The sequence below is a fragment of the Phyllobacterium zundukense genome, from assembly GCF_025452195.1.
GTDB lineage: Bacteria > Pseudomonadota > Alphaproteobacteria > Rhizobiales > Rhizobiaceae > Phyllobacterium > Phyllobacterium zundukense_A.
In genome coordinates, this window is the sequence record NZ_CP104972.1 from 437255 (window position 1) to 451084 (window position 13830).

A 13830-nucleotide genomic window follows, 5' to 3' on the forward strand; every position below is an offset into this window, starting at 1 on the left:
GCGGAGCGCTGCCCCGCCCGCGACCTAGCTATTTTGGATTAGGACGATATGACCTCCAGTCACATCTTCAGCGGTGTTTCTTCAATATCCCTACCTGCCGCAGCCGCCGGTGGGAGTTCACCGCTGACCTTGCGGGAGATAGTCTTTTTTCTGAAGATGCGCTGGCCGTGGATGCTTGCTACGACCAGTGTCTTCCTGGCACTGGCCGGAGTCTATGTTCTCACGGCCCAACCGATATTCGTAGCCAGCACTCAACTTTTGGTCTTTTCCCAGGTAAACGGCTCTGAAGCGCAGCGCGCTTTCGCTGAGGACGCATTCCTGGAGGCACAGCTGGAAATTGCCAAATCCAACGATGTGCTTGGTGAAACCGCCAAGACGCTTGATCTTGCCAACGATCCTGCATTTGCCGACAAGGCTCCTTCGCTGCAAGACAAGGCAAAGGCCTGGCTGACCGGGACTTTGCATGATGGGGAAACGGAGGGGGCGACAGATGCAGCGGAGCAAGAATCGCTAAAGGAGGGAAAAACCGAGCCCGCCGATCGGGTTGTGGCCAGATTGCAAAGGCTGGCAGTGCTGCGTCGGGACCGAATTATTACCCGGCTGCGAAACATGGTGGTCCTGCGGCGCATCGGCCGTTCGATGATCATCGAGATATCGGCCGACGCATCGAGCCCCAGGAGGGCGGTCGAAATTGCCGATACGCTCGCCAAGCAATACATCCGAAAAAATATTCTGATGAAGGCCGAAGCCGCGCGTCAATACAGCGCTTGGCTGGAAAAATTTGTAACCGAGCAGCAGCGCGGACTAACCGAAGCTGCGAACGCTTTGGCCACATTCAAGAGCAATCCACGCGATCAGTTTAAGCTCGCGGAATTGCAAAGTGCGGCGGACGCACGCCGCACCCTTTACGAAAGCACCCTTACTCAGTTTACCGAAGCCAAGCAGCGCATTTCCTATTCTGTATCCGATGCCACGATTGTTTCGCCGGCCACGGCCCCGCTTTCGAGGGCGAGGCCCCGCGGTGGGCTTGTCGTTGCGTTCGCTACGGCCGTGGGAACGGGCGCCGGCTTGATGCTCGCCATGATCCGGCACGCCGGCGACCGCCGGATCGTCCGCGCCCTACGGCTCGCGGAAGCGGCCGAACTGCCGTTCGTCACACAATTAGCAAGATCGGAAAAGGTCAGGAACGGGAACTCTGCCTGCTTCCTGGCCGCCGATGCAGGCAGCGGCAGCTCAGCCACTTATCCGATCATACCTGGCATGGCGGGATTGGCCGCAACGGTCGCAGGACTTCGGCGCAAGCGGAAGGTTGTCATCGGCATTGTCGCCGTCGATCCGGGCAGCGGAGCGTCGACGATAGCGTGCGAGCTTGCGGTCCAATCCGCCGAATCCGGGTGTCGCACACTCCTGATCGATGCAGCGGCGGAGAAACCTTCCCTCAGCAGTTCGATCGCGCCCTATAGCTCAACAGGCCTTGTCGACGTTCTCGATAATATCGATTTGATCCAGACAGCGGCATTGCCTCTAACCCCGACGTTGACGTTTCTCCCCCTCGGCCGAATGCGCGGGGTATCGCCGGCCATTCGCTTGAGTTCCGGGCGCACGCAATTGAACTTCAACGATCTCAAAAAGGACTTTGATGCCATATTCGTTGACATTTCCGCGTTCTCCACGTCCCCGGATGCGAATGCAATAGCGCCGGAGCTGGACGGAGTCCTGGTGGTCACGTGTCATGGTCGTACCTCGATCGACGATACCGTGGAAGTCATCGACGGCATGCGGAACGTCGGCGCGGAGGTTCTGGGCGCGATCATCAACAAATCTCCGCTGAGGATGCAGTCGTGATCCCGGCTCGTGCAGAAATAACCGGACAAGGCGTTGAGCTGGAGTCGGCGATTATGGCTTACGGCGTAAACGTGAATGAGCGGCGGTGCGCAGGCCGTCGCTTGCGAATTGCCGTCGGCATCGCTACGGCAGGCCGCCCCGCAATACTGCTGGAGACGATCGATTATCTTGCTGGCCTGCCAAACCGGCCAGAGCGGATCATCGTGTGCGTTCCCGACGTCGACGATGCAGCGGGGCTCGGCGATCGCCGCGACGTGGAGCTTATTGTCGGCTCCCGAGGGTTGACCTGCCAACGCAACAGGATTCTCCGGGCGGCCGTTCCCGATACGGACATTCTGATCTTTCTGGACGACGACTTCATTCCAGCGGCGAACTTCATCTCCCGTATGGAAACCGTCTTCGCACGCCAACCGGATGTGACGATCGCAACGGGCGAAGTCCTTGCTGACGGCATCCGTGGGGGAGGCCTTACCATGTCCGACGCCCTGGAAATCATCGAGACCGCTGGCGAGCGGGCTGAGTTGGTGACGGATGTCTATAACGCCTACGGTTGCAACATGGTGCTCCGCCTGTCGGCCGTTATCGAGCATGGCCTTACCTTTGACGAGCAGCTCCCGCTCTATGGCTGGCTCGAGGATGTCGATTTCAGCAGATCAATCGCCCGTTGCGGCAGATGCGTGCGCGTTGCGGGCGCCCGCGGTGTGCATCTCGGCGTCAAATCCGGTCGTCAGCCCGGTCGAAGGCTGGGCTATTCGCAGGTTGCCAACCCTGCCCACCTGGTCAGGAAGGGCACGATGTCGAGGGCGCGCGCCATCGCACAAATTGGCCGCAACATTCTGGCGAATGCGCGCGGCGTGCTACGCGACCGTTCTGGCGATCGACGGGAACGTTTGCGCGGCAACATGCTTGCCCTGGCAGATCTCTTCATGGGGCGCGCGTCTCCCTCGCGTATCCTCGAATTCACCATTTCTTCAAATCACGCGATGTCTTCACCGTCCATCGCAGCAAAACGGAGGTAGCAGGCGTCATGCAATGCGTGTCTTTGCCAGAGCTCAACGGGCGGTCAAGTCGCGCTAGCGGACGCACCGGCGGATTGCTCGCTCTGCTAGACTCAAAAATTCGGATTTTGCCCGAGCGCCTCGTATTGTCCGGCCTTTTCTTGCTTGTCTTCTCGTGCATGTCCAATTGGAGCGCGGCCGGTGCCGACACGTATACGCTGGTGGCAGACGACAAGATAAAGCTACGCATCGTCGAGTGGCGATCGTCCGATACCCGATACGCCAGTTGGGAGGCGCTTGATGGAATATATGCCGTCGACGATACGGGCAATCTATCGATCCCGATCGTGGGTCAGATAAAGGCAAACGGGAAGACGACAGAGCAACTCGCCGACGCCATCGCGAGCGAGTTGGCCGAGAAGGCCGAGTTGCCGGGAAAACCCTTTATTGCCGTCGAGATCGCCGAGCACGCACCAATCTTCGTGACAGGAACCGTGCAGACCCCGGGGCGCTATCCTTTTGTGACGAACATGACCGTCATGAAGGCGGTAAGCATTGCGGGCGGCTTTTTGCGTGCGCGTGAGGGCAATGCCGTCTTCGAGCGCGACCGGATTCAGGCTGCCGGGGCCTATCGCACCGCCCTCCTCAGCCGACGTGATCTTCTGATGCGACAGGCCCGTTTGCGCGCCGAGATAGCCGGCGAACCCAGTTTCGTTGTTCCTGCCGAACTTGTGGGAACGCCAGATGTCGAAAAACTGAAGACGGAGGAGTCCAACCTGATGCGGCTGCGACGCGTCGAGTCCGAAAGCCAGATCGCGGCGGCGAATGATCTCAGCCGACTGTATAGTCAGGAAATCCAGTCACTTGAAGCCAAGATCATCTCGCAAAAGCGACAGATCACCCTGGCGCAGGAGGAACTGGATGCCGTCAGCGGCCTTGCGAGCAGAGGTCTATCGAACAATGCTCGCCAATTTGCACTCGATCGCGCCTTGGCGGATGCCCAAGGCAGCATGCTCGATCTGGAAATCGCCCTGACCAAGGCCCGTCAGGCGCTGAGCGACAGTGAGCGCGAAAAGACCGGGATCATCAATAAGCAGAACGCAGAAAACCAGCAGCTGCTGAATATGGTTGGTCTCGATATCACCAAGGCAGCGGTCGACATCCAGGTGGCGCAACTGCTTGGCGAGGAGGCCGGGTACAATGCTCAACTTGCCCGGATTGGAACGGAGTCGACGAGCCTCGGAAGTACACAGAAAACCTTCAAGATCGCGCGTCGCAGCGACAACGGAACCTATCACACTATCGAGGCGAATGAGACGACCGCTTTGCTGCCGCACGACCTCGTCGAGATCGGTGCCGATGCGGATGCTCAAGCTTCCTCTTCCCTGCTTCAACCACAGGCATCGGCTGCCTTGCTTCCCGATGTCGCTCCAGGTGGACCGTCAGGCGCCCGCCTCGACGTCTCAAGCAGGTTAAAACAAGGAGGTAGCCATGATTGAAGAAGCGGCCATCGCAGATCGATGGCCCTGGTTTGCGCTGTTCCGCTTGGCAGGAGAGCCGGCTGGATGGATGCCGTCATCAACGCGGACGGCGAGATCAAGCCAGGCGCGCGCCGTAAAGGTCGGGATTTGAAGCGTGACCATAGAACCGATTGGCTACGTCGTTCTTCTGCTTGGCGCGCTTAGCGTGATCTACGGAGCACGCTTTGCAATCGGGATACTTTGCTTGTTGACGCTCTTCGGAGCTGCAGCTGCACTCAAGCTGCCCTCGCTTGGGGGAGGCAGCATCCAACCGAGCCATCTTCTGCTGTTTTTCGTTGTCGCGACCGCCTTGCTGCGCCGCGCCGAAACACAAGCGGCCTTGGCCAGCATCGCCTATCCGAGCCCGGGCTTCTGGTTCGCTGTCTACATCCTGTTCTCCGCCGTATCGGCTTTCTTTCTGCCCCGCATCTTTGCAGGTGCAACCCTGGTCTACTCGTCCGCCCGCGACGCGTCGGGGACGATGTCGACAGTGGCCTCTCCGCTGGCTCCAGGTTCGTCCAATTTTACACAGGCTGTCTATCTGCTCGGCGACCTTGCCTGCTTTGCCGTCGTCAGCGGGCTTGCCCGACTCGGGCACGCTGGTCTCATCGCTCGAAATTTGATCGTGACGGCCATGGCATGCCTCGTTCTGGCACTTCTCGATATCGGAGCGTTCATGACCGACCAGGCCGCGTTACTCGGCTCCATACGCAATGCCAACTATACGATGCACACGGCCGAGACGATCAACGGTTTCAAGCGCATCGTCGGTTCGTTTCCCGAAGCAAGCTCCTATGGATCGGCTGCATTGGTCTTCTTTTCTTTCACGCTGCTGCTTTGGCTAGAGCGTTTTCCAAGCCGCCTGACCGGTCTGGCAACGGTATCTGTTGGCGCAACGATCATCCTGTGCACGTCGACAACTGCCTACATTGCCGGTCTGTTTGTTCTCGGTCTTGTCGTACTGCTAAGCCTGAAACGCCTCCCCAGTGGCCGGGCCACGGCCCCCTATGCTGCTTTCCTGGTCATCACACTGTTCATGGTTCCCTGCACGATCGTTGCACTCATGCTGATACCGGATGCGTGGAATTCGATCACGGACCTCACGAGCATTACCTTCGCAGACAAGCTCCAGTCTCAATCCGGCGAAGAACGCACCGCCTGGAACACCCTGGCGCTAGTCTCATTCGTTGAGACGGGCACTTTCGGTGCCGGGCTCGGCACAGTTCGGGCTTCCAGTTTTATTGCCGCATTGCTGTCGAATGTCGGATTGTGCGGCACGGTGCTTTTCGCCGTCTTCCTGTACAGCCTCTTGACGGCGGCCAGTCGCCACAAATCAAGCGATCGGGTGGATCGAGCCATCGGAATCGCCGCCGTGTTGGCATCAATCGCCCAGATCGCCTCGGCGACGATCTCCGGGAGCAGTACGGATCTGGGCTTGCTATTCAGCATTACAGCGGGTCTCGCCATCGGTAGCTTGGACCGCCCCTATGTCTTGCCGCAACGTGGGGCCCGATCGCTTATGAGTCCATCCCTGGAGGCATCGGCATCTCCGATGAAAACGCCGATTGGGTTGACGCCATGACGCCCCCTCTGCGCCGCTTCACAGTAAAATACGCCGCAGCTTCTATTGTGGCATCATCCCCGGCGGTTCTTGTCTGTCGCATGCGCGGGGTCAGTGACGGAATCATTTTTCCGAAGGCTGCGAGCGCGGCGCCAAAGTCCCGACGAAAAGACGCCTGCGAGGAAACTGACCTCCATGAGCGCAAGGATAACAATGCTGGACAGCGCAGCGGCAATCAGGGACGAGCCTTGGGTGAAGGTGACGATGCCCAAGCCGCATGCCACGAAAAACGCAAAGATCGCGGATGCCCAGACGCGGATGGCGGTCCCGGCCGTGATCGAAATCACAGTCACGACGATTGCGCCGCTCAGCATTGTCATCCCCCCTCCCTCTGCATCACGGCAAGGGTCCCAACTGCCGGTCTTCGCGATGTAGCACCGCAGACTGACGATATTGCAACGTCCGTCGGGGTTCAAATTTCAACAATTAAACGCTCAAAAGTCGTCATCAACCAGCCATTTATTTCAAACCGGCGGCTCCGCTACGCATTGGCAACAAAATACCGGACCGCGTTTTTATACGACAGTATCCGTGACAGGCCCAATAAAGGTGTTCGCACTCAGAAAAGGATCGCTCCATGAATAATCAATGCGTGGTTTACGTTACGGATATCGAATATTCATTTCCAACGGTTCTTTCGGCGCTCCAGGCTCGCAAATTTGCCAGTGCAGCGACCGACATCTGCGTCCTCATGTCGGAACACCTTGATAATTTTGCAGAGCTGAAAGGTCTGCTCGCAATGAGCGGGGTCGAACTGATCGATGCAACCGCGGCATTGAAGGACTCGCTCGGCAAGCTCGACGGTTCGCATTTCCAGGGACGCATCAGCGTCAGCACGATGGCCAAGCTGGTCCTTTGCCAGGTCCTGCCGGCCGAGTATACCCAGATTATCTATCTTGATGGAGACACGCAGATCGTCAGCAATCTGGCTGAATTGGAGAACGCCGTCGCCCCCGAGGGCAAATTTTTTGCGGCGCGTGACTACACGTCCATCGACACCCTGCTGCGGACCGGAAGGGACAGCCGCTATTTCAACGCAGGTGTTCTGAAGTTTCACCGCAACGGATGGATCGGCCAGGAGGCGTTAGAGCTTTTTGTGAAAAATCCGGAGGCCTGCGAGGGCAAACATGATCAAGGTGCGCTGAACTATGTCTGCGGATCTTCACTCATCCTCGTATCGAATCGCTGGAACTTTCCGAAGCAGTTTCTTCATCTTGTGAACATGTCCTCCTTGTCCATCGTGCACTACATGGCGCACCCAAAGCCGTGGCATGGGACCTTCTTTCCATGGAGCGATGCCGAAAGCCAAGTCTACGTCGACTTGCGCAAATCGCACCCTGTATACGATGCGCTGTATCGCGGCATAACATTCGACCGTAAAATGTTATACAAGTATCGCTCAATTCGCGAGCGCATCAAACACGCGCGGCAACAGGACAAGTCCGTCCCGCAAGTGCAGAGTCTGCTTGTCGGCGACTATGTCGTGTGATGATCGAAAAAAACATGATCCACAGTGCCTCCCTCACCAGCATTTCACACTACGCAAAGGCCCGACTGCGCCGGTCCCTAAAGGCCAGGCAGGTCAAGTGCGACCTGCTGCGTAGCGGGCTCAAGCACGCGCGCCATGTTGTCATATGCGTCATCCGCGACGAAGGGCATCGGTTGGCATTTTTTCTGCAGTATTATCGCGATCTTGGTTTTGAGCATTTTCTTTGCATCGATAACGGGTCGACCGACGGCACGCTCGAACAATTGTCCAGCTTCGACGACGTGTCCCTCCTTTCGGCCAACGGGTCTTACAAGGCAGCAAGGTTCGGAAACGACTGGATCAACGAAGTCATCAACCGGTATTGCCAGGAAAAATGGGTCCTTTACGTCGATGCCGATGAGTTTCTGGTTTACCCGCATTGCGATACAAGATCGATTAGTCAACTGACCGCCTACATGGATACCGTGGGCGCTCGTTCTCTGCGATCGGTCATGGTCGATATGTACAGCCATAATCCTATCGTTGATAACGTATGCGAGCCCGGAAGAAACCCCTTGGGAGTTTGCAACCTCTTCGACCGCTCGGGCTACGTGTCGCATTTCGACAAGCGCAATCTGACGATATGGATCAAAGGCGGGGTTCGGGGGCGGGTCTACTTCCAAGGCCGTATCTGGGATGGCCCCGCGCTTAACAAGATACCCCTCGTTTACGTGGCGGGTGAGTGCCTGTTTCTCAAATCATCTCATCAGGTTTGGCCGTTGTCCTTGAATTTGGGCGACATGCGCGGAGCAATCGGTGTATCGGGTGCCCTTTTGCATTTCAAGTTTCTATCCACGTTCGTTCACAAGGTTTCGGATGTGGCAAATCGATCGGAGCACACCGAAGAATACGCAGTGTATCCCGCAGGCGAGGATAAGCGTCAGTTCTTGTACGAGGACACGGGTGTTTACAAAAGCTGGAAAGATCTATCGGATCACGGGCTTATACAAGGCGAAGGCTGGAAATACTGGAAGAATGTTTTTGACGCTGGAACCTAGTGGTAGCGATGGATATGCCGCGCACTGAGATATGGTTCACCTGCATCTGGTAAAGTTGTTCGAGACGAGCAGCCTCGTTCCAGGTTGGGACAACCACGTCGCTCACTTTGCGCTCTTCCAGGATTGTCAGCGGGCGATAGAAGAGCGCATGGTGGAGCCGCCGGAAAAAAGGAGCCTGAATTGGCTGACGCCAAATCACATCGCACGCGCCTTATCGTTGTTGTTGCATTCAGCCGCGCCGACAATGGGCAACTTGTGCCTGCTTACGATCCGGTGCAGTTCGATACTGCAGAAGACGCCACTCGAATGGCGCGTTATCTCGCGGTACAATGCGCCAGGCGTTTTAGCTTGGAGTCGTGAAGCACAACCTGTTATCGGTGAATTCGGGCCACCGACGATTCTGTTTCAATCCGGCGACGTACCGGACCTGGAGTAATTTTGACGCCTGAACGATTTAACGAATGCCTCAAGCTTCTACGATGGTCCCAACTTGATCTGGCAGCCGCCTTGGAATGTGATGTATTTTTGGTCAATGCTTGGGCCAATGAAATAGAACCTATACCCGACGACATTGCACTTTGGCTCGACAGACTGGCGAAAGCCCATGCCAAGGCAGGAATTCCCCAAAACTACCAAGGTGTGCAGTTGAAGATGAAAATACGCAGATGAGCGAAACACCCGGGAAACCTGCCTACCCTGCCCACATGTAGAAAGCGCCAGTCGAATTGGTTGAGCATTACTGCATGCGCCCTTGATTTTCCCCAGACAAATCCGGCCCATGCCGCAATCCGGAACTCGTCCCTTTCCTTCAGTTCGTTGATTTGCTTGCGAAAGGCCGCTTGAACCGCCGACGATACAAATTCTTCCCTCTCCATCTTTTTCCTCCTCATTTTGTTCTTTTTTCCGTCATGGATCGACCTATGGCGCGGCCGCCAAGCGCTGGTTGCGGTGACGGCGTAAGGCCCGGGCATGGCGCAGCTTCGTGCCCTTGTTATTGAAACAAGCTCGGAAAAATTCGTTCCGAAGCGGCCAAGTGTCCACCAGCAATTGTAGCGAGCGAAATTAGGCGTAAAATTTTATTGGGTGATGTTGGGAGGTAATCAGATGAACAAACGTCTCGATCACAAACTCGAATGCCCAGAATGCGGAACGATCTATCTGCGAATACCGGATGACGTAAAGGACGACACTCTCATTCAATGCAGTTCGTGTGACAGAGTGCTGGGTCGATGGAGGGAACTGGAAATAGATTTCCATTCGCAAGCGGGCGGCAGCGGCGTCTTCGACATGCACGACGGCCAAATCTTTCGACGGGAATAAATTATGGGAACATCTTTTGACAACGACCCAGATGACAAGCGGGATACACCGCCTTACTCCCTTTACGGCCTCATATTTTGTATCGGCGTTGCTGTCGCCATCGCGGGCAGTTGGTTAGCCTATCTGGAACGCTCAGACCCGATGTTTTGGTAATTAACGCATCCCGCATTGGAGGATGAATAGGTCATTTATTTTTCCTGATAGGTCTTTGGTCCGATCTCTCGGCGACGAATTAAGGCAGCCCGGTCAGCTCAACCTGAGACTCCAGTTGCCCGGGCTTTTGAAGAAGAGCATCTAAAGAACATGATATGATTGATGACCCAATATTCACATTGATACCAAATTGGCGGTGGATCGAAAATCCACCGCCTTTTGTTGGTATCATGATCAGAATTTCACCCTTGAAGCCCGTTGTGCCATTGACGCTGTAGCTGTCGGCGACGTTACTCAAGCCAGCGCCGATCCCGCCCCAGGTACGATCGCTCTCACTGGCGAAATTGACGCCGGCAAGGTCAACCTGCGAACCATCGAGGAATTCGTGATAGAGGTTGGCGAGCCCGTAGACATTGCTGCGTGCCATCCTGCCGGAACTGTCCTGCCAGGCATTCTGGTAGTCGGCGGAGACGCCAAGGCGACCCTTTCAGACTGTCGCTCTTGTCGAGTGAAACGGCCGCGCCGAATGAGTCGGCAAATCATCAAAATCGACATGGAATAGGCCAGCTGCACTTGCGGCGTGATTGACCAAATTTCTGTTCATGCTCCGTTAACAGTCAAAGGCGCACCACTCAGCGTATTGTTAACAGGAGCTACTATGAAAAGAATTGTCTCGCTATTTATCGCAGGAATCATGGCCGTCTTCATGGGCCTGACATCGCTGGGTACGGCATCCGCATCGCCGGTTTCCATACAGGTTCCTGCCGCTTCGAACGTTGTGCAGGTACAGCATGATAAACGCCGATACGAACATCGGAACGAAAAGAAGCGTTGGGAGCGGCATGATCGTCGCCACGATCGGTATGAGAACCGTCGTGATCGTCGTGGCTACTGGAACGGCCACCGCGGTTATCGCGAACATCGCCGCGGCTATCGGCGGCACAACGACGGATATTGGTACCCATTGGCGATCTTCCGCCTCTAAAAAACCAGTCCACTGCTCTGACTAGCTGAAGGCGGTCGTTGCGGGCCGCCTTTTGTATGGAGAGATTAATGCTCAAGCTTCGATCAAGTCGGGTATCACCCTTCGGTCGTGGAACATTTTGAGAAGGGCGACATCGCCGGCGGGATCGGGGCATCCAACTTGATCGGGATGCATTCTCTGGAACTCGCCTTTGCCGAAGCCTACAACTCGGGCGGCACCAGCCTGGTCGACAACCTGCCGAAATTAAAGGCTCCCGGAGGCAACCGGGTGATCTCCGGTTCGGTGTCCGCAATCCGGACAGTAAAGCCCTCCTTCGCGACCATTCTGCGCAGCTCGTGACCCGGATCGTTGACGATCAGCGTGTCGCAATGCGCCGGGCACTGAGACGGGGCTTTCGGAAGGCAGAAGCCCTCGATCGACTACGCTTGACGTGTTTGGCCGGATCAACAGGATATCAGGGAGGCGCGAAGGCGGCATAATCGGGCTGACGTCACAGCAGGAACGTTTCGTGTCCGCGGCGCGCCAAGAGTTGCTTTCGGGCGACTCCGAGCTTCTGCGCGTGCATGGACTGATTCTTCCCTACGGTAAGGATTATTCTCTAGTTCCTTGGATTATTTACCCACCCCTCGCGATCTTGGCGAGTTTCTCACCTGGTCAAGGAACCTTCCCGAACGATTTTCCCTTCGACCTCTATGGTAGCATAATCAAGGGGGGCCGGAGCCGGTGCCGCCTGCGTCGAAGGGGCCGTTCATCGGTCATGCAAGTGGCTAGCGTCGCCACTGAAACTGGCGGCCTAACCCGACTTTGGAGAATAAACCTCCATTTGCCTCAAGCTGCTGCTTGGCTGGGTTTGGCCGGCGCGTGTTTCCTGTCCGAAGGTCCGCACTGAACTTCAAATCAACCGCCTGGGCCTATATGCTGATTTGGCTCCTATCAACCGGTCGATCTGGAAAGTGTCGGACAGGTCGACGAGGCGCGCCTTATTGGCAGGCGTCGCATCCGTGATTGGAACAAATAGCGCTCAAAAGTCTAAACTCGGTTTCACAGCGAGTCTAAACTTTCACAAAACATATCAGCTAAGCCATTGAAAAGGTGGCGATCCCGACTGGATTCGAACCAGTGACGGTCGGCTTAGAAGGCCGTAAGAAACTGTTCTAAATCAACAAGCGTTTATAAAAATCACCAGCCAGACGGTGCCATAAAACAGGAAGAGTTCTAAGCCTTTAAGCCCGACCGCCCAAAGTGTAGAAAACACGATCTTCATGACCCACTACTAACCGGCCCACTCAGTATGCTTGGCTGTTCTTGCACCTCATCGGGATTCCAATAAAGATGTCTCATCCGGTACTTGAATTAGGGGTGGCTCCGTCAATGGCCGTACTGGTCCTGGCTTATCGGGGTCGGGGATAGGCGGATCGTCCGGCAGTGGCGGGTACGGTTCCGGCTCTGGGGACGGTATTGGATCACCCATATCAATGTCTCCTTATGATGAGCTCTTAACTGCTTACTGCAAGGGAATGTTCCGCCTCCCACCCTCAATAAGGCGTCGCGCTAAGACCCAGCTGCTTTGATCCGCACGCTGAGCACTTCACCTTGGAGGGCAGGTCCTTGTACATGGCGCTGTGTTTTCTGCCGAGCTCTTTCGCCAGCATCTCCAGATCCATCTTTCGCGAGTGGTTACACCCACGCCGGTGACAAAATACCCAAGCGTATAAAATCGAGTGACCGTAGGTTCAGCGTCGATTGCTAAGGTATCATCTCCCGCATGTGCAACCTCTACAACGCCACAACGACCCATGAAGCCATGCGGCAGTTGTTCCTGCCGATCAATGACCTGACCAATCGCCTGACACCGCAGATGGATGTCTTTCCAGACTACCCAGCTCCGATTGGGCGCAAGGATGCGAATGGTGATCGTGAACTGGCAATCGCCCGATGGGGAATGCCGACGCCCCCGCAGCTTCTGAAAGGCGAAGTCGATTGCGGTGTAACCAATATCCGCAACGTCAAATCACCACACTGGCAAGCCTGGCTTGGCCCGGCCAATCGCTGCGTTGTTCCGGTGAACAGCTTTGCCGAGTATGGCAAGATTCCGGATTCGGTGACGAAAAAGAAGCCGCTCTACTGGTTTGCACTCAACGAAGAGAAACCGCTGTTCTGCTTCGCTGGCATCTGGACCAGCTGGTACAGCGTGCGAAAGAAGAAAGAAGGCCCGGTTCAAGCCGACATTTTTGCGTTTCTGACGACCTTCCCGAACGCCGTCGTCAAACCGATCCACGAACAGGCAATGCCGGTCATCTTGCGTACATCCGAAGAAATAGACGTTTGGATGAATGCGCCGGCCGAAGAAGCACTACAGTTGCAAAGACCCCTGCCCGATAATGAACTGATTGTTCTGCCACAACCTGAGGTAGAGGAAGAACAACCGCTGCTGCTCTGATCGGAGGATTGAGCCATGCCATGGAAAGTCAGGTTCCGCGATAGGGATTTCATTGGAAACGAGGGCTGGGATCCGGAGTTTGAATTTGAGGTCCGGGAGGCTTTGACAGACACGCGAGAGCTTTCAGGGTCTGCAGAAATAGTTATTCATGTGAAGGGCGACTCCGTTGATGACGTGACCGTTCACGAATCCTCCGATCCCGACGAATTCGCGTATAACGGCGTCCATGGTCATCATCCTGAACTCGGTGAGGTTTTCCTCTTTTCAGGTGTGCCGAACGAAGGTGAAGGACAATGATCGCGCTTTATAGCGCAAAAGACTTCGGCGAACCGCCCTATAATGATGAGCGGTTCACGGGTGACGGCTCATGACGATTCCACGACCACAACATCGACCAAACCATCCGGATCGCTTCCACGATT

14 protein-coding genes are annotated in these 13830 nt (G+C 56.0%); 12 read left to right on the forward strand and 2 right to left on the reverse strand.

All coding sequences use genetic code 11. The features are described 5' to 3' along the window. Positions 1 to 48: 48 nt before the first annotated feature. The 5 genes from N8E88_RS09590 to N8E88_RS09610 all read left to right on the forward strand — a co-directional run bounded on the left by N8E88_RS09590 (position 49) and on the right by N8E88_RS09610 (position 5945). Positions 49 to 1845, forward strand: coding sequence for a GumC family protein (locus tag N8E88_RS09590; protein WP_262292309.1), 1797 nt, complete (start codon positions 49 to 51; stop codon positions 1843 to 1845). A 53-nt stretch (positions 1846 to 1898) separates the two neighbouring features. Beyond that, entirely contained in the window at positions 1899 to 2864 is a 966-nt protein-coding gene (locus N8E88_RS09595; RefSeq protein ID WP_262292396.1) for a glycosyltransferase family 2 protein, read from the forward strand. A 158-nt stretch (positions 2865 to 3022) separates the two neighbouring features. Further along, positions 3023 to 4342 carry a polysaccharide biosynthesis/export family protein gene (locus N8E88_RS09600; RefSeq protein WP_262292310.1) on the forward strand — a complete coding sequence of 440 codons (1320 nt, stop codon included), beginning with the start codon at positions 3023 to 3025 and terminating at the stop codon, positions 4340 to 4342. Continuing rightward, entirely contained in the window at positions 4335 to 4475 is a 141-nt protein-coding gene (locus N8E88_RS09605) for a hypothetical protein (protein WP_262292311.1), read from the forward strand. The genes N8E88_RS09600 and N8E88_RS09605 overlap by 8 nt, the downstream gene beginning before the upstream one ends. Before the next feature lie 3 nt (positions 4476 to 4478). Beyond that, positions 4479 to 5945 carry a hypothetical protein gene (locus N8E88_RS09610; RefSeq protein ID WP_262292312.1) on the forward strand — a complete coding sequence of 489 codons (1467 nt, stop codon included), beginning with the start codon at positions 4479 to 4481 and terminating at the stop codon, positions 5943 to 5945. Between the two features lie 53 nt (positions 5946 to 5998). Here N8E88_RS09610 and N8E88_RS09615 read toward each other — a convergent pair whose 3' ends face one another. Beyond that, positions 5999 to 6304, reverse strand: a complete 306-nt coding sequence (locus N8E88_RS09615; protein ID WP_410010584.1) for a hypothetical protein — start codon at positions 6302 to 6304, stop codon at positions 5999 to 6001. A 257-nt stretch (positions 6305 to 6561) separates the two neighbouring features. Here N8E88_RS09615 and N8E88_RS09620 point away from each other — a divergent pair, with 257 nt between their 5' ends. From N8E88_RS09620 to N8E88_RS09630, 3 genes are all read left to right on the forward strand, one after another. Next, positions 6562 to 7473 (forward strand): glycosyltransferase family 8 protein, encoded by a 912-nt coding sequence (locus N8E88_RS09620; protein ID WP_262292313.1) that lies wholly within the window; start codon positions 6562 to 6564, stop codon positions 7471 to 7473. 14 nt (positions 7474 to 7487) lie between these two features. Beyond that, a complete protein-coding gene (locus tag N8E88_RS09625; RefSeq protein ID WP_262292314.1) occupies positions 7488 to 8510 on the forward strand; it encodes a glycosyltransferase family 2 protein in 1023 nt (340 codons plus the stop codon). 180 nt (positions 8511 to 8690) lie between these two features. Beyond that, the gene (locus N8E88_RS09630; RefSeq protein ID WP_262292315.1) at positions 8691 to 8870 is read left to right on the forward strand and encodes a hypothetical protein; all 180 of its coding nucleotides are present in this window, start codon (positions 8691 to 8693) and stop codon (positions 8868 to 8870) included. A 1192-nt stretch (positions 8871 to 10062) separates the two neighbouring features. On the opposite strand, the gene N8E88_RS09635 is transcribed toward N8E88_RS09630, so the two are convergent. Next, entirely contained in the window at positions 10063 to 10410 is a 348-nt protein-coding gene (locus tag N8E88_RS09635; protein ID WP_262292316.1) for an autotransporter outer membrane beta-barrel domain-containing protein, read from the reverse strand. Positions 10411 to 10641: 231 nt separating this feature from the next. On the opposite strand from N8E88_RS09635, the gene N8E88_RS09640 reads away from it, so the two are divergent. The 4 genes from N8E88_RS09640 (at position 10642) to N8E88_RS09655 (ending at position 13705) form a co-directional block, all read left to right on the forward strand. Next, the gene (locus N8E88_RS09640; RefSeq protein WP_262292317.1) at positions 10642 to 10968 is read left to right on the forward strand and encodes a hypothetical protein; all 327 of its coding nucleotides are present in this window, start codon (positions 10642 to 10644) and stop codon (positions 10966 to 10968) included. Positions 10969 to 11076: 108 nt separating this feature from the next. Beyond that, a complete protein-coding gene (locus tag N8E88_RS09645; protein ID WP_262292318.1) occupies positions 11077 to 11307 on the forward strand; it encodes a hypothetical protein in 231 nt (76 codons plus the stop codon). Positions 11308 to 12733: 1426 nt separating this feature from the next. Next, on the forward strand, positions 12734 to 13408 hold the full coding sequence (locus N8E88_RS09650) for an SOS response-associated peptidase (protein WP_262292319.1): 675 nt from the start codon (positions 12734 to 12736) through the stop codon (positions 13406 to 13408). Between the two features lie 15 nt (positions 13409 to 13423). After that, entirely contained in the window at positions 13424 to 13705 is a 282-nt protein-coding gene (locus tag N8E88_RS09655; RefSeq protein ID WP_262292320.1) for a hypothetical protein, read from the forward strand. Positions 13706 to 13830: the final 125 nt, after the last annotated feature.